15 protein-coding genes and 4 pseudogenes are annotated in these 19,552 nt (G+C 68.7%); 10 read left to right on the plus strand and 9 right to left on the minus strand.

Annotated features, from left to right (window positions below):
- Positions 1-124 precede the first annotated feature (124 nt).
- A pseudogene (locus tag LZ604_RS34060) lies at positions 125-2,230 on the plus strand (FdhF/YdeP family oxidoreductase); the annotation flags it as partial.
- 133 nt (positions 2,231-2,363) lie between these two features.
- Here the strand turns inward: LZ604_RS34060 and LZ604_RS36480 are convergent.
- Entirely contained in the window at positions 2,364-3,098 is a 735-nt protein-coding gene (locus LZ604_RS36480) for an ASCH domain-containing protein (RefSeq protein ID WP_372482264.1), read from the minus strand.
- A 280-nt stretch (positions 3,099-3,378) separates the two neighbouring features.
- Between LZ604_RS36480 and LZ604_RS36640 the strand changes: the two genes are divergently transcribed.
- From LZ604_RS36640 to LZ604_RS34085, 4 genes and pseudogenes are all read left to right on the plus strand, one after another.
- Positions 3,379-3,555 carry a hypothetical protein gene (locus tag LZ604_RS36640; protein WP_425577897.1) on the plus strand — a complete coding sequence of 59 codons (177 nt, stop codon included), beginning with the start codon at positions 3,379-3,381 and terminating at the stop codon, positions 3,553-3,555.
- 15 nt (positions 3,556-3,570) lie between these two features.
- Complete coding sequence (locus LZ604_RS36645) at positions 3,571-4,026, plus strand: Mu transposase domain-containing protein (RefSeq protein WP_425577896.1); 456 nt, start codon at positions 3,571-3,573, stop codon at positions 4,024-4,026.
- Positions 4,023-4,798: pseudogene (gene istB / locus LZ604_RS34080) on the plus strand (IS21-like element helper ATPase IstB); the annotation flags it as partial. The gene LZ604_RS36645 and the pseudogene istB, both read left to right, overlap by 4 nt.
- 59 nt (positions 4,799-4,857) lie before the next feature.
- Positions 4,858-5,553 (plus strand): annotated as a pseudogene (locus LZ604_RS34085) (IS30 family transposase); the annotation flags it as partial.
- A gap of 54 nt (positions 5,554-5,607) precedes the next feature.
- Here the strand turns inward: LZ604_RS34085 and LZ604_RS34090 are convergent.
- The 3 genes from LZ604_RS34090 to LZ604_RS34100 all read right to left on the minus strand — a co-directional run bounded on the left by LZ604_RS34090 (position 5,608) and on the right by LZ604_RS34100 (position 9,119).
- A complete protein-coding gene (locus tag LZ604_RS34090; RefSeq protein ID WP_234519993.1) occupies positions 5,608-6,927 on the minus strand; it encodes an FAD-dependent monooxygenase family protein in 1,320 nt (439 codons plus the stop codon).
- Positions 6,928-7,240: 313 nt separating this feature from the next.
- Positions 7,241-8,002 carry an Lsr2 family DNA-binding protein gene (locus LZ604_RS34095; protein ID WP_234519994.1) on the minus strand — a complete coding sequence of 254 codons (762 nt, stop codon included), beginning with the start codon at positions 8,000-8,002 and terminating at the stop codon, positions 7,241-7,243.
- Positions 8,003-8,681: 679 nt separating this feature from the next.
- Entirely contained in the window at positions 8,682-9,119 is a 438-nt protein-coding gene (locus LZ604_RS34100) for a TniQ family protein (protein ID WP_234519995.1), read from the minus strand.
- 240 nt (positions 9,120-9,359) lie between these two features.
- Between LZ604_RS34100 and LZ604_RS34105 the strand changes: the two genes are divergently transcribed.
- Positions 9,360-10,472 (plus strand): catalase family protein, encoded by a 1,113-nt coding sequence (locus LZ604_RS34105; RefSeq protein ID WP_234519996.1) that lies wholly within the window; start codon positions 9,360-9,362, stop codon positions 10,470-10,472.
- Between the two features lie 709 nt (positions 10,473-11,181).
- Here the strand turns inward: LZ604_RS34105 and LZ604_RS34110 are convergent.
- Positions 11,182-12,234, minus strand: coding sequence for an alcohol dehydrogenase catalytic domain-containing protein (locus LZ604_RS34110; protein WP_190016516.1), 1,053 nt, complete (start codon positions 12,232-12,234; stop codon positions 11,182-11,184).
- Between the two features lie 14 nt (positions 12,235-12,248).
- Complete coding sequence (locus LZ604_RS34115) at positions 12,249-12,407, minus strand: hypothetical protein (RefSeq protein ID WP_234519997.1); 159 nt, start codon at positions 12,405-12,407, stop codon at positions 12,249-12,251.
- Positions 12,408-12,679: 272 nt separating this feature from the next.
- Here LZ604_RS34115 and LZ604_RS34120 point away from each other — a divergent pair, with 272 nt between their 5' ends.
- Positions 12,680-12,913 carry a hypothetical protein gene (locus LZ604_RS34120; protein ID WP_372482265.1) on the plus strand — a complete coding sequence of 78 codons (234 nt, stop codon included), beginning with the start codon at positions 12,680-12,682 and terminating at the stop codon, positions 12,911-12,913.
- Positions 12,910-13,257, plus strand: coding sequence for a hypothetical protein (locus tag LZ604_RS34125; RefSeq protein WP_234519998.1), 348 nt, complete (start codon positions 12,910-12,912; stop codon positions 13,255-13,257). The genes LZ604_RS34120 and LZ604_RS34125 overlap by 4 nt, the downstream gene beginning before the upstream one ends.
- Before the next feature lie 1,358 nt (positions 13,258-14,615).
- Here the strand turns inward: LZ604_RS34125 and LZ604_RS35905 are convergent.
- From LZ604_RS35905 to LZ604_RS34135, 3 genes and pseudogenes are all read right to left on the minus strand, one after another.
- Complete coding sequence (locus tag LZ604_RS35905; protein ID WP_425577895.1) at positions 14,616-15,404, minus strand: RNaseH domain-containing protein; 789 nt, start codon at positions 15,402-15,404, stop codon at positions 14,616-14,618.
- Positions 15,368-16,132, minus strand: coding sequence for an RNaseH domain-containing protein (locus LZ604_RS35910; protein WP_308283711.1), 765 nt, complete (start codon positions 16,130-16,132; stop codon positions 15,368-15,370). The genes LZ604_RS35905 and LZ604_RS35910 overlap by 37 nt, the downstream gene beginning before the upstream one ends.
- Positions 16,066-16,275 (minus strand): annotated as a pseudogene (locus LZ604_RS34135) (transposase); the annotation flags it as partial. The pseudogene LZ604_RS34135 and the gene LZ604_RS35910, both read right to left, overlap by 67 nt.
- Before the next feature lie 412 nt (positions 16,276-16,687).
- Between LZ604_RS34135 and LZ604_RS34140 the strand changes: the two are divergent.
- Positions 16,688-17,191 carry a hypothetical protein gene (locus LZ604_RS34140; protein ID WP_234520000.1) on the plus strand — a complete coding sequence of 168 codons (504 nt, stop codon included), beginning with the start codon at positions 16,688-16,690 and terminating at the stop codon, positions 17,189-17,191.
- A gap of 137 nt (positions 17,192-17,328) precedes the next feature.
- Positions 17,329-19,552 (plus strand): P-loop domain-containing protein (locus LZ604_RS34145; RefSeq protein WP_505016495.1); only part of this gene is annotated, 2,224 nt, incomplete at its 3' end.

Genomic DNA, 19,552 nt, shown 5'->3' on the forward strand with positions numbered 1-19,552 from the left:
CCACTGCGTTTCGTGCGGCCACCAGGCGCACGCGGACACGGTGGGCGCCCTGAACGTTCTACGGGCCGGGCTGGTCCGTCGCGACGCCGCACCGGCATAGCGAGAAGCCCCCTCGTTCACGAGGGGGAGGAGTCACCGCAATGAGTACTGCGAGAACGGCGCTAAGCACATCAACGACGACGCCACGACGCGCCGGATCACCGCCGACTTCTTCCGCGAGCACAGCGTGTCCGATCTGGCCGCCCGCTCCGACATGTGGCTCAACCAGCAGGGTCGGCTCACCGAGCCGATGATCAAACGGCCCGGGTCGGACCGCTACGAGCCCATTGGCTGGAACGACGCCCTGGGCGTCCTGGCGCAGGAACTCCGGGGGCTGGACTCGCCCGACGAGGCGGTCTTCTACACCTCCGGTCGGGCCAGCAACGAGGCCGCCTTCGTCTTCCAGCTCTTCGCCCGCGCCTACGGCACCAATAACCTGCCCGACTGCAGCAACATGTGCCACGAGTCCAGCGGCTTCGCCCTGAACGAGACGCTGGGCGTCGGCAAGGGCACGGTGAGTCTCGACGACCTCCACCACGCGGACTTGATCTTCCTGGTGGGGCAGAACCCGGGCAGCAATCACCCGCGGCAGCTTTCGGCCCTGGAGGAGGCCAAGCGCAACGGCGGCCGCATCGCGGCGGTGAACCCGTTGCCGGAGGCGGGGCTGCGGCGCTTCAAGAACCCGCAGAAGCCGCGTGGGGTCGTGGGGCGGGGCACCCAGATCGCCGACCGCTTCCTGCACATCAAGCCGGGCGGGGACCTCGCCCTGTTCCAGGCACTGAACCGGCTGTTGCTGGAGGCGGAGGACGCGCGTCCCGGCACCGTCCTGGACCACGACTTTATCAACGCCCACATCTCCGGTTTCGAGGAATTCGCCCGGCACGCCCGCACCGTCGACTGGGACGACGTGCGCGCGGCGACGGGACTGACCCGCGAGGAGATCGAGAAGGTCCGCGACGAGGTTCTGCGGAGCGAACGCGTTATCGTGTGCTGGGCGATGGGCATCACCCAGCACAAGCACGGTGTTCCCACCATCCGGGAGATCGTCAACTTCCTGATGTTGCGCGGCAATCTGGGGCGCGCCGGTACGGGCGCCTGCCCGGTGCGCGGCCACAGCAACGTCCAGGGCGACCGCACCATGGGCATCTGGGAGCAGATGCCGGACACCTTCCTGGACGCCCTTCAGGAGGAGTTCGGCTTCGATCCGCCGCGCCCGCACGGCTTGGACTCGGTGAACTCGATCAAGGCGATGCTGGAGGGACGCGTCAAGGTCTTCCTCGCCCTGGTCGGGAACTTCGTGCGCGCAGCGCCCGACAGCGAGGTCACCGAGAAGGCGATGCGTTCGTGCCGGCTGACCGCCCACATCTCCACCAAGCTCAACCGCTCGCACACCGTCTGCGGCGACACCGCTCTGATCCTGCCGACGCTGGGGCGCACCGAGCGTGATGTCCAAGCCGACGGCGAGCAGTTCGTCACCGTCGAGAACTCCATGAGCGAGGTGCACACCTCCCAGGGACGACTCGAACCGGCCTCGCGCGTGCTGCTGAGCGAGGTCGCCATCCTGTGCCGACTCGCCCGGCTGAGCCTCGGCGGCGAGGGGGACATCCCCTGGGTCAAGTTCGAGGGCGACTACAACACCATCCGCGACAGCATCTCCCGGATCGTGCCGGGCTTCCACGACTTCAACGCCCGGGTGACCCGTCCGGGAGGCTTCCAGCTACCCAACCCGGTCAACGAGGGCGTATTCAGGACCGAGACCGGCAAGGCCCGGTTCACCTGCAACGAGCGAGTGGTCCCCCGGGCCCCCGAGGGTCACCTGCTGCTGCAGACCTTGCGCTCGCACGACCAGTGGAACACCGTCCCATACACCAACAACGACCGCTACCGCGGCATCCACGGCAGCCGCCACGTGATCCTCGTCAACCCGGCCGACCTGTCCGAACTCGGCCTCGCCCAGGGCGATCGCGTGGACGTGGTGAGCGTCTGGGAGGACGGCACCGAGCGCCGGGCCGAGAACTTCGAGGTCGTGTCCTACCCGGCGGCCAAGGGTTCGGCCGCCGCCTACTACCCGGAGACGAACATCCTGGTGCCGCTCGACAGCGTCGCCGACGTAAGCAACCAGCCCACGTCGAAGGGCATCGTCGTCCGCCTCGAACCCACGGGCGACCGATCCCGGCCGGCACCCGTCTGACCGAAACCGATGACGCCGCACCCCGGCGGGACCCGCTGACAGCAGCGAGGCCTCGCCGTCCGTCTAGTGCTGTGACCGGGAAGGTTCGCCGTCCGCACTGCAACCTATCGGGCGTGGAGCTATTCACGCTGCATCACTGCACGGCGTCAGACGCTTCGACGGTAAACGTCACAAATTCGACTTCGGCATCGGAGGGCAAGCCGGGATAGTGGCCCTGGAGGCCCTTCTTGAGCTCGTCGATGCTCGTGAATCCATCGAGCCGAGCTTGTTCGGCGGTGAGGCGATCGAGCCGGTGGCGTTCGACGTCAGTGACGGTGCCCTTCAACGTGCGGTGGACTTCGTCGTCCTCGAAGAGAAAGATCGCGGGACCCAGCGCGATCGGATCGTCATAACGGACGGTGGAGGTCTTCCGCGCGGCGGCGATGTCGTCGTAGTAGCGCTTGTTGAACCGAACAATTCGACGTGCATCCGCATCAGGGAAGAAGTATGTGTCCGGCAGAAGCTTCCGAATCGGGCGCAGTGTCGGTCCGTCGTCGGTCGGTACGGCGACGAAGACGTCGGGATGGAGGTCGAGAAGCGCTTGGCGGCAGCGGCCGCACGGCGGGATGAGGCCGCGACCTTCATCTCCCGCGGCGGCGATGGTGACGAGCGGGCCGGCTCCCGCTGCTGCGGCGGCACCGAGTACGACAAGCTCGGCGCACGGTCCGCCGGTGAAGTGGTAGACGTTGACCGCCTCATGGATCCTGCCAGCCGTGTCCATCGCCGCTGCGGCTACGGTGTGGTTCGGGTCGCTCCCGAGGGTGGCGGCGAGCCGTTCCGCAGCCTCGATGACGCGGCGCTCGGAGTCGAAGAGTTTCACGGAGATCATGGCGCCGACCCTAGATCGACCCAGCCGGACTCCTCGACACATTTGTTCTGATGGGCCTCATCCTCAGCGTGGTCGGTGGCTTGACATCGCGACCCGCATATTGGAGGGGTGCCGATGAGCATCGTCTACGACCGCACCAAGACGGTCGTGCGCCGGCACGTCGCTCCGGGCGAGGCAGTTCCGCTACCCGGAGGCGGTCGCTTTCGCCGGGCACTACGACTTCGACATCGACGTACTGGCCGCCTACCGGCCCCAGGGCAACGGACGGGTCGAGCGGCAGGTGAACATCGTCCGCGACCATGTGCTGGCCGGCCGGGCCTTCTCCTCCGTCGAGGAGCTCGACGCCGCGTTCATGGCCTGGGTTCCGTTACGGCGGGCGAAGGTCCACGGCACTCACGGCGAAGTCATCGGGCACCGGGCCGTGCGCGATCACATGGCTCTCCGCCCGCTGCCGTAGACCCCCTATGTGGTCATGCAGCGGCATCTGCGGCATGTCGGCAAGGACTGCCTGGTCGCCTTCGACGCGAACCCCTACTCGGTGCCCGCCCGCAAGGTCCGTCCCCGTCAGCTGGTCGAGATCCGGTCCACGAAGTCCCAGGTCATGCTGCACTCCACCGTTCCCGACGCGGGCGGCCAGACGTCGTTGGCGGTTCATCCTCGGGCGGCCGGCCGCGGGGCCCGCATCGTGGATGAGACGCACTGGGATGGCCTGCCCACCGGCGCCGGCCGTCGCGTCACCACCGGGGACGGCCTGTCCTCACCCCGCCGCAGCCAGGCGGTCGAGCCGGAGACCGGACCGCTGCAGGCTTTGCTGAACCAGGCCGCCGCCGCAAACGTCGAGGTCGGCCGCCGTCCGCTGTCGGTCTATGACGAGCTGACCGGCACCCGCCCCTTCACCACTAGCGCACCGACGAAGGAAGCCCGTTGAGCGAGCTGACCAGCACCCGCATCCGCACCACCGCCGTCAAGCTCGGCTTGCCGCACCCGGCCGAAGCTCTGAACCAGTACGTCCAGCGGGCCAGCGAGGCCAAGATGGGCTGCCTCGACCTGCTCGACCTGGTGCTGGCCGAGGAACTCGCCGTCCGCGACGACCGCCGTTTCGGCAACGGCCTGCGGCTGTCGAAGCTGCCGCACCACAAGACGCTGGAGGACTACGACTTCTCCTTCCAGCCCGACCTCGACCCGCGCAAGGTCAAGGACCTGGCCACCCTCTCCTTCGTCGAAGACAAGGCTAATGTCGCCCTGCTGGGGCCCGCCGGGGTCGGCAAGACGCCTATCGCTGTCGCCCTCGCGGTCGCGGTCGCGGCCCGCCGGGCCGGCTACTTGATCTACTTCACCAGCCTGGACGACATGGTCCGCCACCTCAAAGCCGCCGAAGACCAGGGCCGATTGATGAGCAAGCTCACCAGCTACCTCCGCTCCGCCGTCCCGTCCTGGCGGTCGACGAGGTGGGCTACCAACCGCTTGAACGAGCCGAAGCGAACCTGGTCTTCCAGGTCATCTCGAAGCGTTACGAAAAGGGTTCGATCATCCTGACCTCGAACAAGACTTTCGAGTGGGGCCAGGTCTTGGGCGACGAGGTTCTGGCAACCGCGATCCTCGACCGTCTCCTGCACCACTGCGAGGTCGTCCCGATCAACGGCAACAGCTACCGACTCAAGAACCGCATCCAAGCCATCGAGCGGGACACCGACGTGGCCCTAAGCAGCGGTGCACATAACGTCGTACTCGGTGGTGCACTCAGACGAGTACGCGGACACCCGGCGAGGTCGCCATGCAGGTCTCGCACGAGGCGATCTACCTCTCGCTCGACGACCCGCGACGCCGTCAGGCGATCGACCGCAGCCTCACCCAGCGGCTGCGGACAGCCCGTCCTATGCGTCGGCCGAAGATTGCCCGTCGGCCCACTGGGCGGGGTGTCATCCGGGGCATGGTGTCCATCAGCGTTCGACCTGCAGAAGTCGAGGACCGCACCGTCCCGGGCCACTGGGAGGGCGACCTTGTGATGGGCACACGGCCATCGGCGGTCGCGACGCTCGTCGAGCGCATCAGCCGCTACACCGCCGTAGTCGCGTTGCCGGACGGCATCAAGGCCGAGCAGGTCGCCCCGCACCTCACCCGCAGCCTGCTCGGGATCCCGCCCCAGCTGCGGCGGACGCTCACCTGGGACCGCGGCCGCGAGATGGCCGAGCACCAGGCCATCACGGCTGAGACCGGCATGCCGATCTACCTCTGCAAACCGCATAGCCCGTGGCAGCGCGGCACCAACGAAAACACCAACCGACTGCTGCGGCAGTACCTGCCCAAGGGCTCGGACCTCCGCAGGTTCAGCCAGGCCGCCCTGGACGCCATGGCCACCGAGCTCAATCACCGTTCTCGCAAGATCCACGGCTACCGCACTCCAGCAGAGATCTACGCTGGCCTTCTGAACAGCGGTGATGTGCTGACCGCTTGAGCCCGCCGTCGTTTGCCGACACTCAGCGTCGAAGGTGAGGTACCAGGCAAGCGCTCAGCCTGGAATGAGTGCATCCCACTGATCGCGAGTCGGGCCGTCGTGCGTTGGCGAGAAATCTGGGTGGTCGGCCAGCCAGTCGGTAACGGCTCGGTTCACTTCGTCGGTGCCGTAGGCATCGTCGGCCGGTTGCAGGAGATGGCGTACCTGGGCACGGGCTCGCATGACGACGGGATCGTCAAAGGCGGAGGCGGTCAGCGCAGCAGCCCGTCGATCCGAGGGTGGTGAGCTCTCTCCGAGGCGTTGCTCGTTGGCGCGGTCGGCCGTCACCTGCGCGTCGAACAACGGGCGGAGGGCCTGTGCCGTCCAGGCGTGGTAGCCGATGGGGTCCGCGGCGATCTGGTCGACATGGGCGGCGAGGTACTGGGCGGCGCGCAGGCCGAGGGCAGCACCATGGCCCGAGGTGGGGTTGGTGTGGATGAGGCTGTCTCCGGCGTTGACCAGGCCAGTGACGATGGGTCCGTCATCGTCGGCGAGGGCGGTCCAGCGGTTGTCCAGGCCGGCCATCGCCAGGACGGCTGTCTGTGGTTCGGGGGCCAGGTCGAGCCAGGCGGCGGTGGCGGGGAAGAGGCGGGCGACGGCCTCGAACACGGCGGGGTCGGTGAGCGCGCCTCGGGTCGGATCACCCGTGGAGAGCACCAGGTGCGCCGCGAAGATGTCGTTGTCGGACGGGAAGACGCCGGCGAGGGCGAACGGTGCGGCCGAGCCGGTCTTTACCCGTCCGGGGTCACGCGGGCCGTCGGCGCGCAGGCGGTACCAGCGGCACAGATAAGCGATCCCGGTGCGGTGGCTGTCGATCACGGGCGGGCGGCAGCCGGCCGCGGTGAGCCAGGAGGGGACCGGCGAGCGGCGGCCGGCCGCGTCTACGACGAGGTGCGCCTGGTGCATTTCCGCGCCCACCTGTACGCCGGTGACCCGGGGAGGGCGGCCCTCCTCGAAGGTGAGGGCGCGCACCCGGCAGCCTTGCCGCACTTCGACGGTGGGTTCCCGCCGTACGGCCGTGGTCAGGGCGGCCTCCAACACGATGCGGCGGGTGCGCAGGGTTACCAAGTCCTCATCGCCAGCCCGGTGCGGCGGATGCTCATCGAACCAGTCGAAGTCGTGGTATTCCCGGGCTCCGCGTGCCAGCAGGTCCGTGTAGACATCGGGGGTCTCGGTGCGCAACACGGTGCGGACGGGCGCGAGAAACGAGTGGGGATGGTTGGCCTGCGGGACTCGGGGCCTGTCCCAGTGGAAGAAGTCCCGGTTCAGGTCGTCTCCGGCCTGCCGTGCAGCCTGCTCGAACAACGTGACCGTATGGCCCCGTCGGCCAAGCATGAGCGCCGTCCCCAGCCCGCCCGGATCAGGCGGCGGTCGCCGTGGTGCTGCGGGCGGCTGCGGAGCGGGTGCGGGCCGGCGCCATGGACGCGCTGGACGCGGACCGATCATCCGGCGGTGTTGCCGGGGGCAGCAGCGTCGAGGAGGCGTCAGTTGCGCGGGGACGGGGCCCGCCCCTGGGCCGCCAATTACCGACGCCTCCTTCGCCGTCCGCCCACGCCGGGCGCGGCCTCGGCCGAATTCTGTGAATCCAAGTTGTCCATCGGGGCCACGTATCTGGCTCAGTCACTGCCGTGAGACGCGCCTCGTGAACTCATAACGAAGTCGCGGATCCTACATGCGTCCCGCTGGTGGCCGGGTGGGTGGTGTGCCAGGCGTCCCAGATTTCGGCGCGGAATCTGCCGCGTGGTGGTACGTCCATGCCCTGTTCGCGGGCCCAGGCCCGTACCTCGGCCACGTTCGGCGCCGCAGCCCCAGGCCGGGGCCGCTCGGCGGTGTGGACGGGCGTCCGGGGCGGTGTGGGCGGCAGGTTGTCTGGAGTGGTGGGGGTGAAGCCGCGGCGTTGGAGGATGCGGCGGCGTTTGTGGTGCATGCGCTCCAGGAGAGGGACGTCGGCGTCGAGGTAGTCATGGGCCTCGACGTGGGATTTTTTGGCTTCGGTGTTGCGCATGATTCGGCCGACCTGCTGGATGACGCGTCCCTTGAACAAGACGGGGCTGGTCAGGAAGAGCGTGTCGAGGCGTGGTGCGTCGAAGCCCTCGCCGGCGCGTTTGTCGATCGTCAGGAGTACCAGCGGCTCATGGTGCTCCTCGGGCAGGGCGGAACGGACCCGGGCGCGTTCGGCCGGCGGGATCCCGCCGTGCAGGATCAGCGGGGTGACGCCGTGTGGTTGGAGGGCTTCGGCGAGCTGGTGGAGGTGTTCGACGCGGTTGGTCAGGGCCAGGCTGCACCGGTCGCGCCTGATGGCGTCGGCGATGTCCGCCGCGATCAGCTGATTGCGGGCGGTGGTGTGGGCGAGATCGGCGTTCCGACGGTTCGAGGACGACCCGACCTCGCGGAGGGAGGCCGCAGGCACTCCTCATGGCGCCGTGCCCGATCCTACGGATCAGAAAGTGGCTGACAGCCACGAGTGACGTCGATGACGCCGGACGGAGGCGTACACCAGCGTCTCTGTCCGGCCGCTGCACCAGTCGACGGCAGTAGTCGGAGCGGGCTCAGACCGAACTCCTAAAGCGGTGGCTATTCGCCCGCCCGCCGTACACCAGAGCAGGCCACCACGCGCTGCAAGGCTGTTCAGCTGACCCAGATGCCGTCGAGTGAGAGTCGACGAGCAAGGTGCCGGCCCGCAGCGGTTACGGAAGTCGACCAGGACACATCCGCAACCTTGCATCCAGGTCGGTGGCGAGTGCCTGCACGAGTGTGGCGCCAATGTCGCGGTGCCGACTGAGTGAGCAGGGACGCAAAGGGACACATGGTCCGGAAACCGACCGAGTTCTTCCCGAGCTACAACGACACAGTCGGCTGAATCGCCGGGACACAGCCCGCAGCGTGATCTCGCCAGAACGAGACACGATCCGGCCGTGGGCGTGTAGCCGCCTCTGGCCGCCATCAACTACCGGTTCCCTCGGATCCGATCTCGCGGGTGGACATAGCGGGAATGTCGCTCAGCACTTGGCGGCACAGGCCCGCACGGCCCCTCGGGCCGTGCGGTGGCCGGTTGGCGCATTCCCCCACCGCTGGAAGCGGCTCACGGGTCAGCAGTCCGCGCGGGACCCGCTCGCTCCGCGCAGCAGCCGCACACCACAACGCGGACACACATCGACCAGCAGGCGCCGATGCAGTGGACAGACCGCGGCGATACCCAGCCGCCACCACAGCGGCCACACTCCGTCCCGCCTGAGACAAGGCGGACAGGCCCTGCTCCAGGTCGGCATCATCCGTTCCCGCGCGGCTACCGCCGTCAGCGACGCCTCCCGGCCCAACTCCACACCGGACAGGTCCAGTACGGTGCCCGCGTAGCGGTCCAGCTGCATCTGCTGCAGCTCCGCGGCCCGCAACCCTGTCGCATCCCGCAACCCGCCGAGGCTGGCGGGGGTGAGCGTGACCACGACAAGGGACGCCACCCGGCTCGTCCCCGTGTCCAGCGCGGGCGTTCCCGTGGTGGCGATGGCGAGGGCCGCGGTCGTCACCACCGCTGAAGCTCGGTCAAGTTCGGCGATCAGGCAGGGTGGGCGTCCGTCAGCACCCGCTCGGGGTGCAAGGTCGGCCGCCCGGTCCGCCTTCGAGCACCGTATGCATCGACCCTGGGGTGTGGTGTGCCCCGACGTGGTTGCGCTCGCCAACGTGTGATTCATCACAGTCAGTTATGTTGTACACAATTTAATTGCTGGCTAGCGTCTGGAGTCGACACCACAGCACTGGGAGGCAACACCATGGATCCCGTCCGCTACGAGGATTACCGCCCCGCCGAACGTCGGACTTACCAGCAGGAGTTGGATGCGGTGGTGGCGCAGGTGGCGCAGCGCACCCGCACCTCGGTCGAGCGCGAGGTCGTCGGCCGCGCCGTCCGCACGGCCCACGGAAAGAGCTACGGACTTCTCAAGGCCACGGTCACGGTCGGTGACAACCGCGGCTTCTACGGTCAGGGCATCTTCGCCCGACCCACCGTGTACGACGCCGTCGTCCGCTACTCCAACGGCCTTGGTCATCAGCGCCCCGACCATCAGCTGGGCGCGGCGTGTGGGATGGGCATCAAGCTGTTCGGGGTCCCCGGCCCCTCACTGCTGGACGACGAACCGGACAGCGGTACTTTTGACCTCAACTTGATCAACAACGATGTCTTCTTCGCGAACACCGCCTACGACTACATGGTCATCGAGGACCTGTTCGCCGAGCTGCCGGAGGCCCTGGTGAACCCAGCCCGCCGCAAGACCTGGATGGCGGAGTTCCTGACCCGCCGGGGCACGCTCATCGATCCCGACAGCTGGCTGTGGGACGAATTGTTCGCCATGCTGTCGTTCACCACCGTCCCGCGCAGGAACCTGCTGTCGTACACCTACAACAGCATGGGCGCCTTCCGGTACGGCGACCACATCGCCAAGATCCGGACCGTGCCCACGACCGAGTCCGTGGCCTCCCTGACGCACGAGATCGTGGACGTGCGCGCGGACAACGAGGCGTTCCGCTACACACTCGTTGCCGAGGCCGCGGAACGGGACCACTCCTTCGAACTCCAGGTGCAGCTCAACACCGATCTGGCCCACATGCCGGTGGACAACACCTCCGTGAAGTGGCCCGAGGAACTGTCCCCGTGGGTGACCGTCGCCCGTGTGGCCCTCCCGCGCCAGGACATCGGCGGGGACGAGAACCTGGCGGCCGCCGACGCCACGTCGATCACACCGTGGCGCTCACGCGAGGAGCACCGGCCTGTCGGCGAGATCCAGCGGGTGCGGCAGGAGGTGTACCGGCGTTCGTCCATCGAACGGCACCGCATCAATGGACAGCAGCGGCGCGAACCGGTCAGCAGCGCGCAACTACTCGGATGAGCCGGCTCAGCCGCGTCCCGCCGCCTGCGCCGACCGCACTGGGACTGCGGCAGGGCGACAAGCGACCCCGGCAACGGATTCTCGACGCCGCTCACGTGCTCTTCCCGGAGCGTGACGACGTGTAGCGGCGGGCCCTCCCAAGTGGCGTGAACCGCCCGCAGGTGGGGCCCTGGGAGCGGCTGTGGGCGGCGTCGGCTCGGCTCGGTCGACCGCCTGCCTCCTTCAGGGGCGCGGCGGAATCGTGCCAGCGCCGTCGCATGACCGCAGCTGCGCCGCCCGCACATGCCAGACGGACTACTGCAACCACGCCAGCCCTTCTGGGGGAGTGCGCCCTATCCCCTGCTCGGCAACGGCCATCTCGCCCAGCAGCGACCAGTCGTCCTGCGGAACGTTCGCGCTCATGATGCGGGGTGTTTCGACCGGATGGCGCCGGCAGCGTCCGCTGCACGGTCTTGAAGTGCGCCCAGCGCACCCTCGTAAGCGGGAAGGCCGAGGGCGCCCTGGCCACGTCCACGCCGGAACGGCGCACCCGTGCCAGGTCCTGCCCTCGGCGCGGCGGGCGGAGCCGCTCGGTTTCGGCGGCGGAACCTGCTCCCCCGGAACCGGCTACCCGAGGTCCTGCGGGGCGACGCGGCGGGATTCCCCGGGCCGCGCAAGAGGCGCAGGGCCTGCCGCGGGGGATCGGACGAGGCGGCCCTGCGCAGGAGGGTCAGCGGGTGGGGTCGAGAAGGATCTTGCGGACGCCGTCGGAGCGGCCTGCGAACAGTTCGTACGCCGCCGGGCCTTCGGAGAGGGCGAAGCGGTGGGAGACCACGACCTCTGGCTTGATCCGGCCGGCACGGGTGAGGGCGATCAGAGCAGGGAGTTCGTAGTGCACAGAGCACAGCCCGATGGCGAACTCCAGTTCCTTGATCTGCGCAAGTCCCATATGGAAGGGGAAGGCCTTGCTCTGGCTGACCCCGATGACGCTGACCCGGCCGGCCTGCCGGACGGCCTTGAGGGCGAGCTCGATGGTGGCGTCCGAGCCCACGGCCTCCACCACGGCGTCCGGCCCGCGTCCGTCGGTCATGTCCCGTATGGCCGTCCGCGCGTGCTCGCCCTCGACCGGCTCGACACCCAGGGTGGCGGCGAAGGCGCGGCGCTCCGCGACCAGGTCTGCGCCCAGCACCCGCGCGGCGCCCATCGCGAAGGCGGACTGGGCGGCCATGAGGCCGACCGGGCCGAGGCCGATGACCAGGACGGTCTCGCCGGGCTGGATGCGGGCTCGGCGGCAGCCGTACCAGGCCGTGGGGGCGTTGTCCGTCAGGACGACGGCGGCCTCGTCGGAGATGCCCTCGGGCAAGTGCACCAGATTGACGTCGGCGTATGGCACCGCCAGGGCCTGGGCCTGGCTGCCCGGGAGTTGCGGGCTCACTCCGTAGCAGAGGTCCGTGCTGGACGTGGCGCGCTCGCACCGGGCGGTGAACCCGGCCGCGCACGACCGGCACTGGTCACAGCCGACAGAGGCGGGCACCAGAACCCGGTCGCCGGGCCTGAAGCGGGTCACCTGGCCGCCGGTGTCGACAACTACGCCGACGCACTCGTGCCCCGGCGTGTAGCCCAGTTCCGGGCTGAACGGGTTGCCGCGGTAGATGTGCAGGTCGCTGCCGCAGATGCCGGCCGCTGTCACCTGCACCACCGCGTCGGTAGGGCTGGTGACGGCCGGGTCGGAGACATCCCCGTAGCGGATGTCGTGACGGCCATGGTAGGTCAGTGCTTTCATCGTGTTTCTCCCCCTCAGGCCGGTCGGTCCGCGATCTTCAGCACCAGCTTGCTGTGGTTATCACCACGGAACAGTCGCATCTGGATCGCCTCCTCGACGTGCTGCAAGTCGGTGGGCCGCGGCTCTCCCACGGGACGTGCGGCCAGGCGCACCTGGCCGTTGATTCTGCTCAACTCCGGCGGCTCCTTCGACGGTCGCGTTGGATCGGCGGCCGGCCCGGTCGGCAGGCCGGCATCGGCGCGCACTGACCCTTGAACAGAGCATACCGGCCAGTCGGTACGGATGGTGAGCGTATGGGTGCCGTGCCGTCGGAGACAAGAGGGAGCCCGGCGCGACATACGATTTATGCGCTCGGCCGCCTAGGGTGTCTCTCCGATCGCGACCGGCGAGACTAGCCACTCCTTCTGAGAGGGTGGTATGTAAGTGCGTCGCGCACGGGGAGAAGGTGGGCATCGAGGTGGAGATCGTCGAGCGCAACCCGGCGCAGACCGGGTTCGTGCCCATCCCCAAGCGGTGGATCGTGGAGCGCGCCTACGGGATCTTGATGCTGCACCGCAGGCTGGTGCGCGACTACGAGCACCTGCCGCGCAGTTCCGAGTCGCGGGTGTACTGGGCGATGACCGCGGTGATACTGCGCCGGCTGACCGGGGCCACCGCTGCGGCCTGGCGCAGCACATGACTGGCGGGGAGCTGACTCTCGGGGCGGTACTGGCGCGGCTGGAAGAGCCGGAACGGGAGCTCGCCGTGCAGGCCGAGGCGGCGAGGGAGCAGATCGCGCAGCTGTCCGCACGGCTGGACGAACTCGGCCGGGCCGTCGAGGAGGTCCGGATCACCCGCAAGACACTGCTGGCGCTGCCCGATCCGCAGCCGCCCGCGCCGCCGGCGCCGAAGCTGCCGGACCATCCGGCCTACCAGCAGATCATGGCGGTGTTCGCCGCAGCCGACCTGCCGCTACGAGCGCGGCAGGTGTGCGAGGCGATGGACTGGAGATCGCGCCCAACAACATCAACAACACCCGCCTGAAGCTCAAGCGGCTCGCCGAGCGCGGGATCCTGGTAGAGACCGAGCAGGGCTTGTTCACCCAGCCGCGGCCGTAACCGCCCGGCGACGTCACGGCCGGTCCGCACGCTCCTCCCGAAAGCGCGAGACGGACACCAAGTCACATACCGCCCTCTCAGGGGTGCTGACGTACGAGCAGGTCGACCAGGTGTATAGCGTGGCTCGCCATGGTCAAGCCTGGAGTGGGGGCTGAAACGGGCGCGTCGGCAAGGGGCCAGCCGTCTACCTAGGCGCCCGTGGGTGGCCCCGCGAGGTGACGATTCACGCGGGGCAGTGCCTCTACTGCCCCTCTTTCCCGGAGGCTGACAACCACCGGTACAACGCCACACCCAAGATGGCCACACCTCCGACGATGAAGGTCACCACCCCTCCCACACCTATCGACTGGACTGCCAGTGAGCCGATCACGATAAGGATCATCAGTAGGACTAGGCAGCTCATGCAGCCTTTGACGCACGAAACGAACTCGGGCTCCTGGCTCATACGCCCCCCAAAAATGATTTAATGTGCAAGTACCAAGCATAGATCCAAAACGCCTCAGCGGGTTAGACACGGGATGTGACTCCACTTGCCGAGTCGGTGAGGCGTGGGGGCGGACCTGCCGTCAACCTGCGATCTTCCGGTCCACCACTGCTCGTTCTCCTGGTCGGCGCTCGCCGGAAACCCGTCCACGCCTCGTCCACAGACCCCGACATACAGCCGCTCCAGGCCACACACGCCTGCACATACGCGAAGACCCCGGCCTCAGCGTTTGCGCTGGTGACGGGGTCTTTGGGCACCTCATGCTGGGTGCCCCCGGCGGGGGACTCGGAGCATGGGAACGAGTGAAGCCGCCGGTCGGGGGCGGGCGGCTGGTGATCCAGACGGGCGTCCAGTTGAAGCGGTAGGCCGATGTCGCGTGGCCGCAGGTTCGAGTTCTGGGAGCGGGGCCACACGCGCAGCGATCCTCCAGCGCGTAGGGGGCGGCTGCCTTGGTCGTGAGCAGGGTGGCGGGCAGACGCAGGAGAAGGCGGCGGCTGCCCCAGCTCGCGTAGTCGAGCCGGGGTCGTACAACTGCTCGACCATCTTGGTCGCACAGCTCCGGAAGCCGCCTCGAGGTACTCGTTGGTAAAGCTTGTCGGGGTGATCCGGTCGGGTGGACATGGGGGGGATGAGCGAGGAGAACGGCCTGACCGCGCCCGCGGCGAGGTGGACCCATGGCGACGTGGCCGACGTCGCGGCCAGACCCGAACCGGGGTCACGGTCACTCCAGGGCTCCGCCTTCCTCCGCTGGACCGCGCACACAAGCACGGAAGGGAGCGTGAGGGGCTGTCGTTGGTCTCTCAGGACACAGGTGCTGGGCATACCGGTGCGCATGTGTCGATCCCGTCCTCAGCCGTGGGCAGTCTCGGCCTCGTCGTCCGGCGTCGTGGACAGTCCAGCCGCATCGGCGAGGTCTGGGTCTTCGATGCTCTGGTTTCCAGCAGGTGTGTCCGACTCCTCGTTTGAAGTCCGGTCGCCGTCGGCCAGTGTCGGGAGGACATATGCCTGGGCCAGCCCCGCGAGGTGGAGTGGGAGGGGGAGAGACAGGGCAGCGGCGTAGTCCGGTGCCTGGCGAGGGCCAGCGCCTCGGGGTCGTCGGGCTTCTCCCGTACGGGGGCTGCCGAGTCGTCATCTTCGTGGCAGCCCAGTACCGCGATCTCCACCAGGGTCGGGTTCCAGGCGCTGGTGCCCGCCTGCGAGGTGAGGTTGCCTGCTGCGTTGACCCGGGTGGCGAGGCGGTCGAGTGCGGGGGAGATCGCATGGGTTCCGGGGCGTTCGGTGGTGCTGTAGAAGACCCGCTCGCGCGACGATGCCCCATTCTGCTGCTGGGGATCCTGCACCCAGAACCCGGCTGGCTGCCCGTGGGGCTTGCCCGGGTCGGCCAGGCCCCACCACTGGGCGCTCTCGCGGCCGCCGCATCCACGCACGCGTACGAGGCGGAGCTCGTCGTCGAGTCGGCCTGGCGGGGCGTGGCCGGTCTTGATCAGGTCCCGTTCGGTCTGGCCGTCCTGGAGCCATGGCCAGTGCAGTCGGCTGTTCTGAGCGTGGGTGATCAGTGCGGTGGGTTCCCCTCGGAGGGAGTGCAGCACGCGTTGGAGGAATGCCGCGGTCTCCCTGCGCTGTTGGGCGAGGTTACTACGCCACTGCTTGCCGGTGACCCGTCGGGACGTGCGTCATCGTCTGAAGTCTCGGGTTCCGTGAACGCTTCGGGGCCGATCTCTGCCTGTTTCACCAGACCGAGTAGGAAGTGCGGATAGGGCACCCATTCCCCCGCCATGTCATCCCAGCCGCGCACGGCTGCAAGGCCTTCCCCGTCCGGGAGCGGGGTGACGAGGACGGCCACAGGCAGGTGCTTGGGCAATCGGGTCGGGCCGTCCTTGCGACGTTTCACCATCCACACCGCTGCGTATTGCAGCGAGTCCGGCAGATCGTCACCGAGGGTGTGCTGGGGCAGGACGCGGACGCCGAGCTGACGCAGTCCGTCGAGCCACGAGCTGTACGTGCGGTGGTCGAGGCTTTCCGCATTGTCGATCTGCCGGTCGGTGGACGGGGTGACGACGCACTGAGTCAGCAGGCCAGCGTCGGCGCAGCCGAGGCGGATGGCGAACTTGGGATCCGTCGACGCCGGGCGGAACGTGCTGCGGTGTGCGACTTCCACGAGGGCGAGTTCGGGGCGGGAGGGGTCCGCGCCGTCCGCACGGAGCCAGGCGCGCAGGGCTCGGCGCCGTTCGGCGACGGCCGCCGCGAGCGCCGCGCCTTGGTGAAGTAGTACATCACCGCACCGCGCGGCGGCAGGTCGTGCGGAAGCCGGTCCCACTGGCAGCCGGTGCGGCCCTCGTGGAGGAGCGCGTTGACGATCTCCCGCATCTCGTACCGGCCCTGGTGACCGCTGACCGAGCGGTGTGCGGCCTTCCATGCGGCGATCACCGGCTCGACAAGCGCCCACTGCTCGTCGGACAGGTCGGTCTATCTGCGATACACCCGCACGCTGTATTGGAGTGGGCTGCAACATGAGGGTCTGCCGGCGACCGGCGCCCTGGCACGGCCGTCCGCGGGGCAGTGCGAGATGGAAAATAAGCCTTACGAGAGTGCTGGTACGGCCGCCAGCCGCCTCTCCAAAGGGCGACAAGTGAAACAGTGGGACAGGTCCCCTGAACGCTGTCCCACCTTTTTTCGCAGTTCAGGCCACCCAGCGGGACAGTGGGGACAGCAGAGAGACCCCGGCAGGCGGGGCAAATCGGTCGCCAACAGGCGCACCGATGAAATACGCCAGTCTGGACGGGAGAGCCGCCCGTGTAGTGGGTAGGGCTGGTCATGAGCCTTGGGCGGGATGTAGCGGGATAACCGCTACGGGGGAAGGGGGGCAGGTCGTATGGTGATCGAGGCCGGGGTGGTGGCCGGGTACGTGATCGCGTGGGCGGTGCGCAAGGCCCGTCGGGCGGCCGGCCGCATGGATGACGAGGTGGATGCGGCCATCGATGCGGGACTGGACAAGCTGCACACGGCGGTGGCCGCCAAACTCGGCTCGCATCCCGCCTTGGATGACATAACCGAGGAGGCCGCCACCGAAGAGGGACAGGTCAGCGAGTTGACCCGTCAGCAGGTGGAGTTGGCGATTACTGCCGCAGCGCGGAAAGACGATGAGTTCGGCCGGGCGGTCACCGAGCTGGTGGCCGAGCTGCAGGCCGCTGCGAAGGCCAGCGGCATCCACGTGGTGGCCGGCGCCGGGTCTGCGGTGTTCACCGGAGATGCCCACGCCCAAGCCAGCGGTGACGGGATCGCGTTCGGGCAGGTGGGCGGGGACGTGCACGTGGACCGCAGTCCGGCGGGCGGGCAGCGGCCGGACCCTTCCGAGCCGGGCCGGTCACGCCCCTGACCGTGCCCGGAGCAGCCGGTGGCGTTGCCAGTACCGCGGCGCCGCGATCGCCCGTCGATCCGGTCAGCCCGACACTTGGGCGCGCCCGCGAGGGGGGCGGCGGGACCAAGTTCGGGCATGTCGCCGGGAACGTCGGTGTGACGATTCACCAGTACCAGGCGTCTGCCGCGCCACGGCCGGCGCGCTCGGCGTACCGGCGGCAGGTGGAGCGGATCGCCCCACCCCAGTTGCTAGACCGGGACGCCGAGCTGGCCGAGCTGACCAACTTCTGCCTGGATGAGCAGCGTGGCCGGTACATGTGGTGGCAGGCCGGGCCGTGGGCAGGCAAGTCCGCCCTGCTGTCCACCTTTACGCTCAACCCGCCTGACCTGCTGATTGCGAGCGGGGTGCGGCTGGTGTCGTTCTTCATCACCGCCCGGCTGGCCGCGCAGGACACCCGTGAGGCGTTCACCACCGCGCTGTCGGAGCAATTGTGTGCACTGCTCCACCTGGACCTGCCAGCCGGCGGGGATGAGGCAACTCGGGAAGCAGCTCTGCTGGATCTGCTCGCTCAGGCTGCGTCTGCTTGTCAACAGGCGGGTGGCAGGCTGGTACTGGTCGTTGACGGGCTGGATGAAGACCGTGGCGTGACCACCGGGCCGTGGGCGCACAGCATCGCCGGGCTGCTGCCTGGCAGTCCACCGGCCGGGATGCGGGTCATCGTCGCCGGCCGACCCAACCCGCCGATCCCCGACGACGTGCCCGACTGGCATCCGCTGCGCGACCCGGGCATCATCCGCCTGCTCGGCGCCTCTCGGTATGCCCGGGATCTGCAACGACTCGGCCAGTCCGAACTCAAACGCCTGCTGGCCGGCAGCCCTGTCGAGCAGGATCTCTTGGGCCTGCTGACCGCCGCCCGGGGCGGTTTGTCCGGCCCCGATCTGCGGGAGCTGACCGGTGCGGATCTGGTGGTCGTTGAGGAGGTGCTGCACACTGTGGCCGGGCGCACCTTCACCCGTCGACTCTCCAGATGGACACCGGACAACCGGCCGCAGGTGTACCTACTCGGCCATGAGGAACTGCACAACGCCGCCAGCCACTACCTCGGCCATGACCGCCTGGCCCGGTACCGCGGCCAGTTGCACGCCTGGGCTGGGGGCTACGGCACGCCCACCGACGGCCAGCCACCATGGCCGCCGCACACCCCCGAATACCTGCTGACCGGTTACCCTCGCATGCTGGCCACCGCTGGTGACACCAACCGTCTGGCCGCCCTGGCCATCGACCCGGCACGTCACGACCGCATGCTCGATCTGTCCGGCGGCGACGCCGCCGCCCTCACCGAGATCAAAACCTGCCAAGACCTGCTCCTGGGTTGTTCGGAACCAGACTTGTATGCCCTGGCCAGGCTGTCCCACCACCGCGCTCAACTCGAATCCCGCAACATCAACATCCCCACCGAACTCCCCGCCGTGTGGGCCATCCTCGGCCAACCCAGCCGCGCTGTAGCACTCGCACACACCATCACCGGCCCGAACGGCCAGGTAGAGGCACTGGTCAAGGTGGCTGGGGCGGTGGCCGCGGTCGGCGACCATACGCGGGCCGAGGAGATCGCCCGCACCATCACCTACTCGAACCTGCAGGTACAGACACTGGCCAGGGTGGCTGGGGCGGTGGCCGCGGCCGGCGACCACGCACGGGCTCACAGACTGGCCACCGACGCTGAGCAGATCGCCCGCACCATCACCCACCCGAACTGGCAGGCGCGGGTACTTGTCGAGGTGGCTGGGGCGGTTGCCGCGGCCGGCGACCACGCACGGGCCCGCAGACTGGCCACCGACGCCGAGCAGATCGCCCGCACCTTCACCAACCACCCGAACGCCCAGGCGCTGACACTGGCCGAGGTGGCTGGGGCGGTGGTCGCGGTCGGCGACCATGCACGGGCTCACAGACTGGCCACCGACGCCGAGCAGATCGCCCACACGATCACCGACCCGTTCCTGCGGGCGCAGACAGTGGCCGAGGTGGCTGGGGCGGTGGCCGCGGTCGGCGACCACGCACGGGCTCACAGACTGGCCACCGACGCAGAGCAGATCGCCCACACTATTGCCAACCCGGACCTGCAGGCATTGGCACTGGTCAGGGTGGCTGGGGCGGTGGCCGCGGCCGGCGACCATACGCGGGCCGAGGAGATCGCCCGCAGCATCACCGACCCGTTCCTGCAGGGGCGGGCACTTGTCGAGGTGGCTGGGGCGGTGGCCGCGGCCGGCGACCACGCACGGGCTCACAGACTGGCCACCGACGCCGAGCAGATCGCCCGCACCTTCACCAACCACCCGAACGCCCAGGCGCTGACACTGGCCGAGGTGGCTGGGGCGGTGG

The sequence above is a fragment of the Streptomyces glomeratus genome, assembly GCF_021462825.1.
GTDB lineage: Bacteria > Actinomycetota > Actinomycetes > Streptomycetales > Streptomycetaceae > Streptomyces > Streptomyces glomeratus.

Excerpts from the sequence above, each read along its gene's own strand:
- LZ604_RS36645 (WP_425577896.1), top strand. The coding sequence starts at position 3,571 with ATGCAGCGGCATCTGCGGCATGTCGGCAAGGACTGCCTGGTCGCCTTC.
- LZ604_RS34140 (WP_234520000.1), top strand. The coding sequence starts at position 16,688 with ATGGTGATCGAGGCCGGGGTGGTGGCCGGGTACGTGATCGCGTGGGCG.
- LZ604_RS34110 (WP_190016516.1), bottom strand. The coding sequence starts at position 12,234 with ATGAAAGCACTGACCTACCATGGCCGTCACGACATCCGCTACGGGGAT.
- LZ604_RS34125 (WP_234519998.1), top strand. The coding sequence starts at position 12,910 with ATGACTGGCGGGGAGCTGACTCTCGGGGCGGTACTGGCGCGGCTGGAA.
- LZ604_RS36480 (WP_372482264.1), bottom strand. The coding sequence starts at position 3,098 with ATGATCTCCGTGAAACTCTTCGACTCCGAGCGCCGCGTCATCGAGGCT.
- LZ604_RS34090 (WP_234519993.1), bottom strand. The coding sequence starts at position 6,927 with ATGCTTGGCCGACGGGGCCATACGGTCACGTTGTTCGAGCAGGCTGCA.
- LZ604_RS34105 (WP_234519996.1), top strand. The coding sequence starts at position 9,360 with ATGGATCCCGTCCGCTACGAGGATTACCGCCCCGCCGAACGTCGGACT.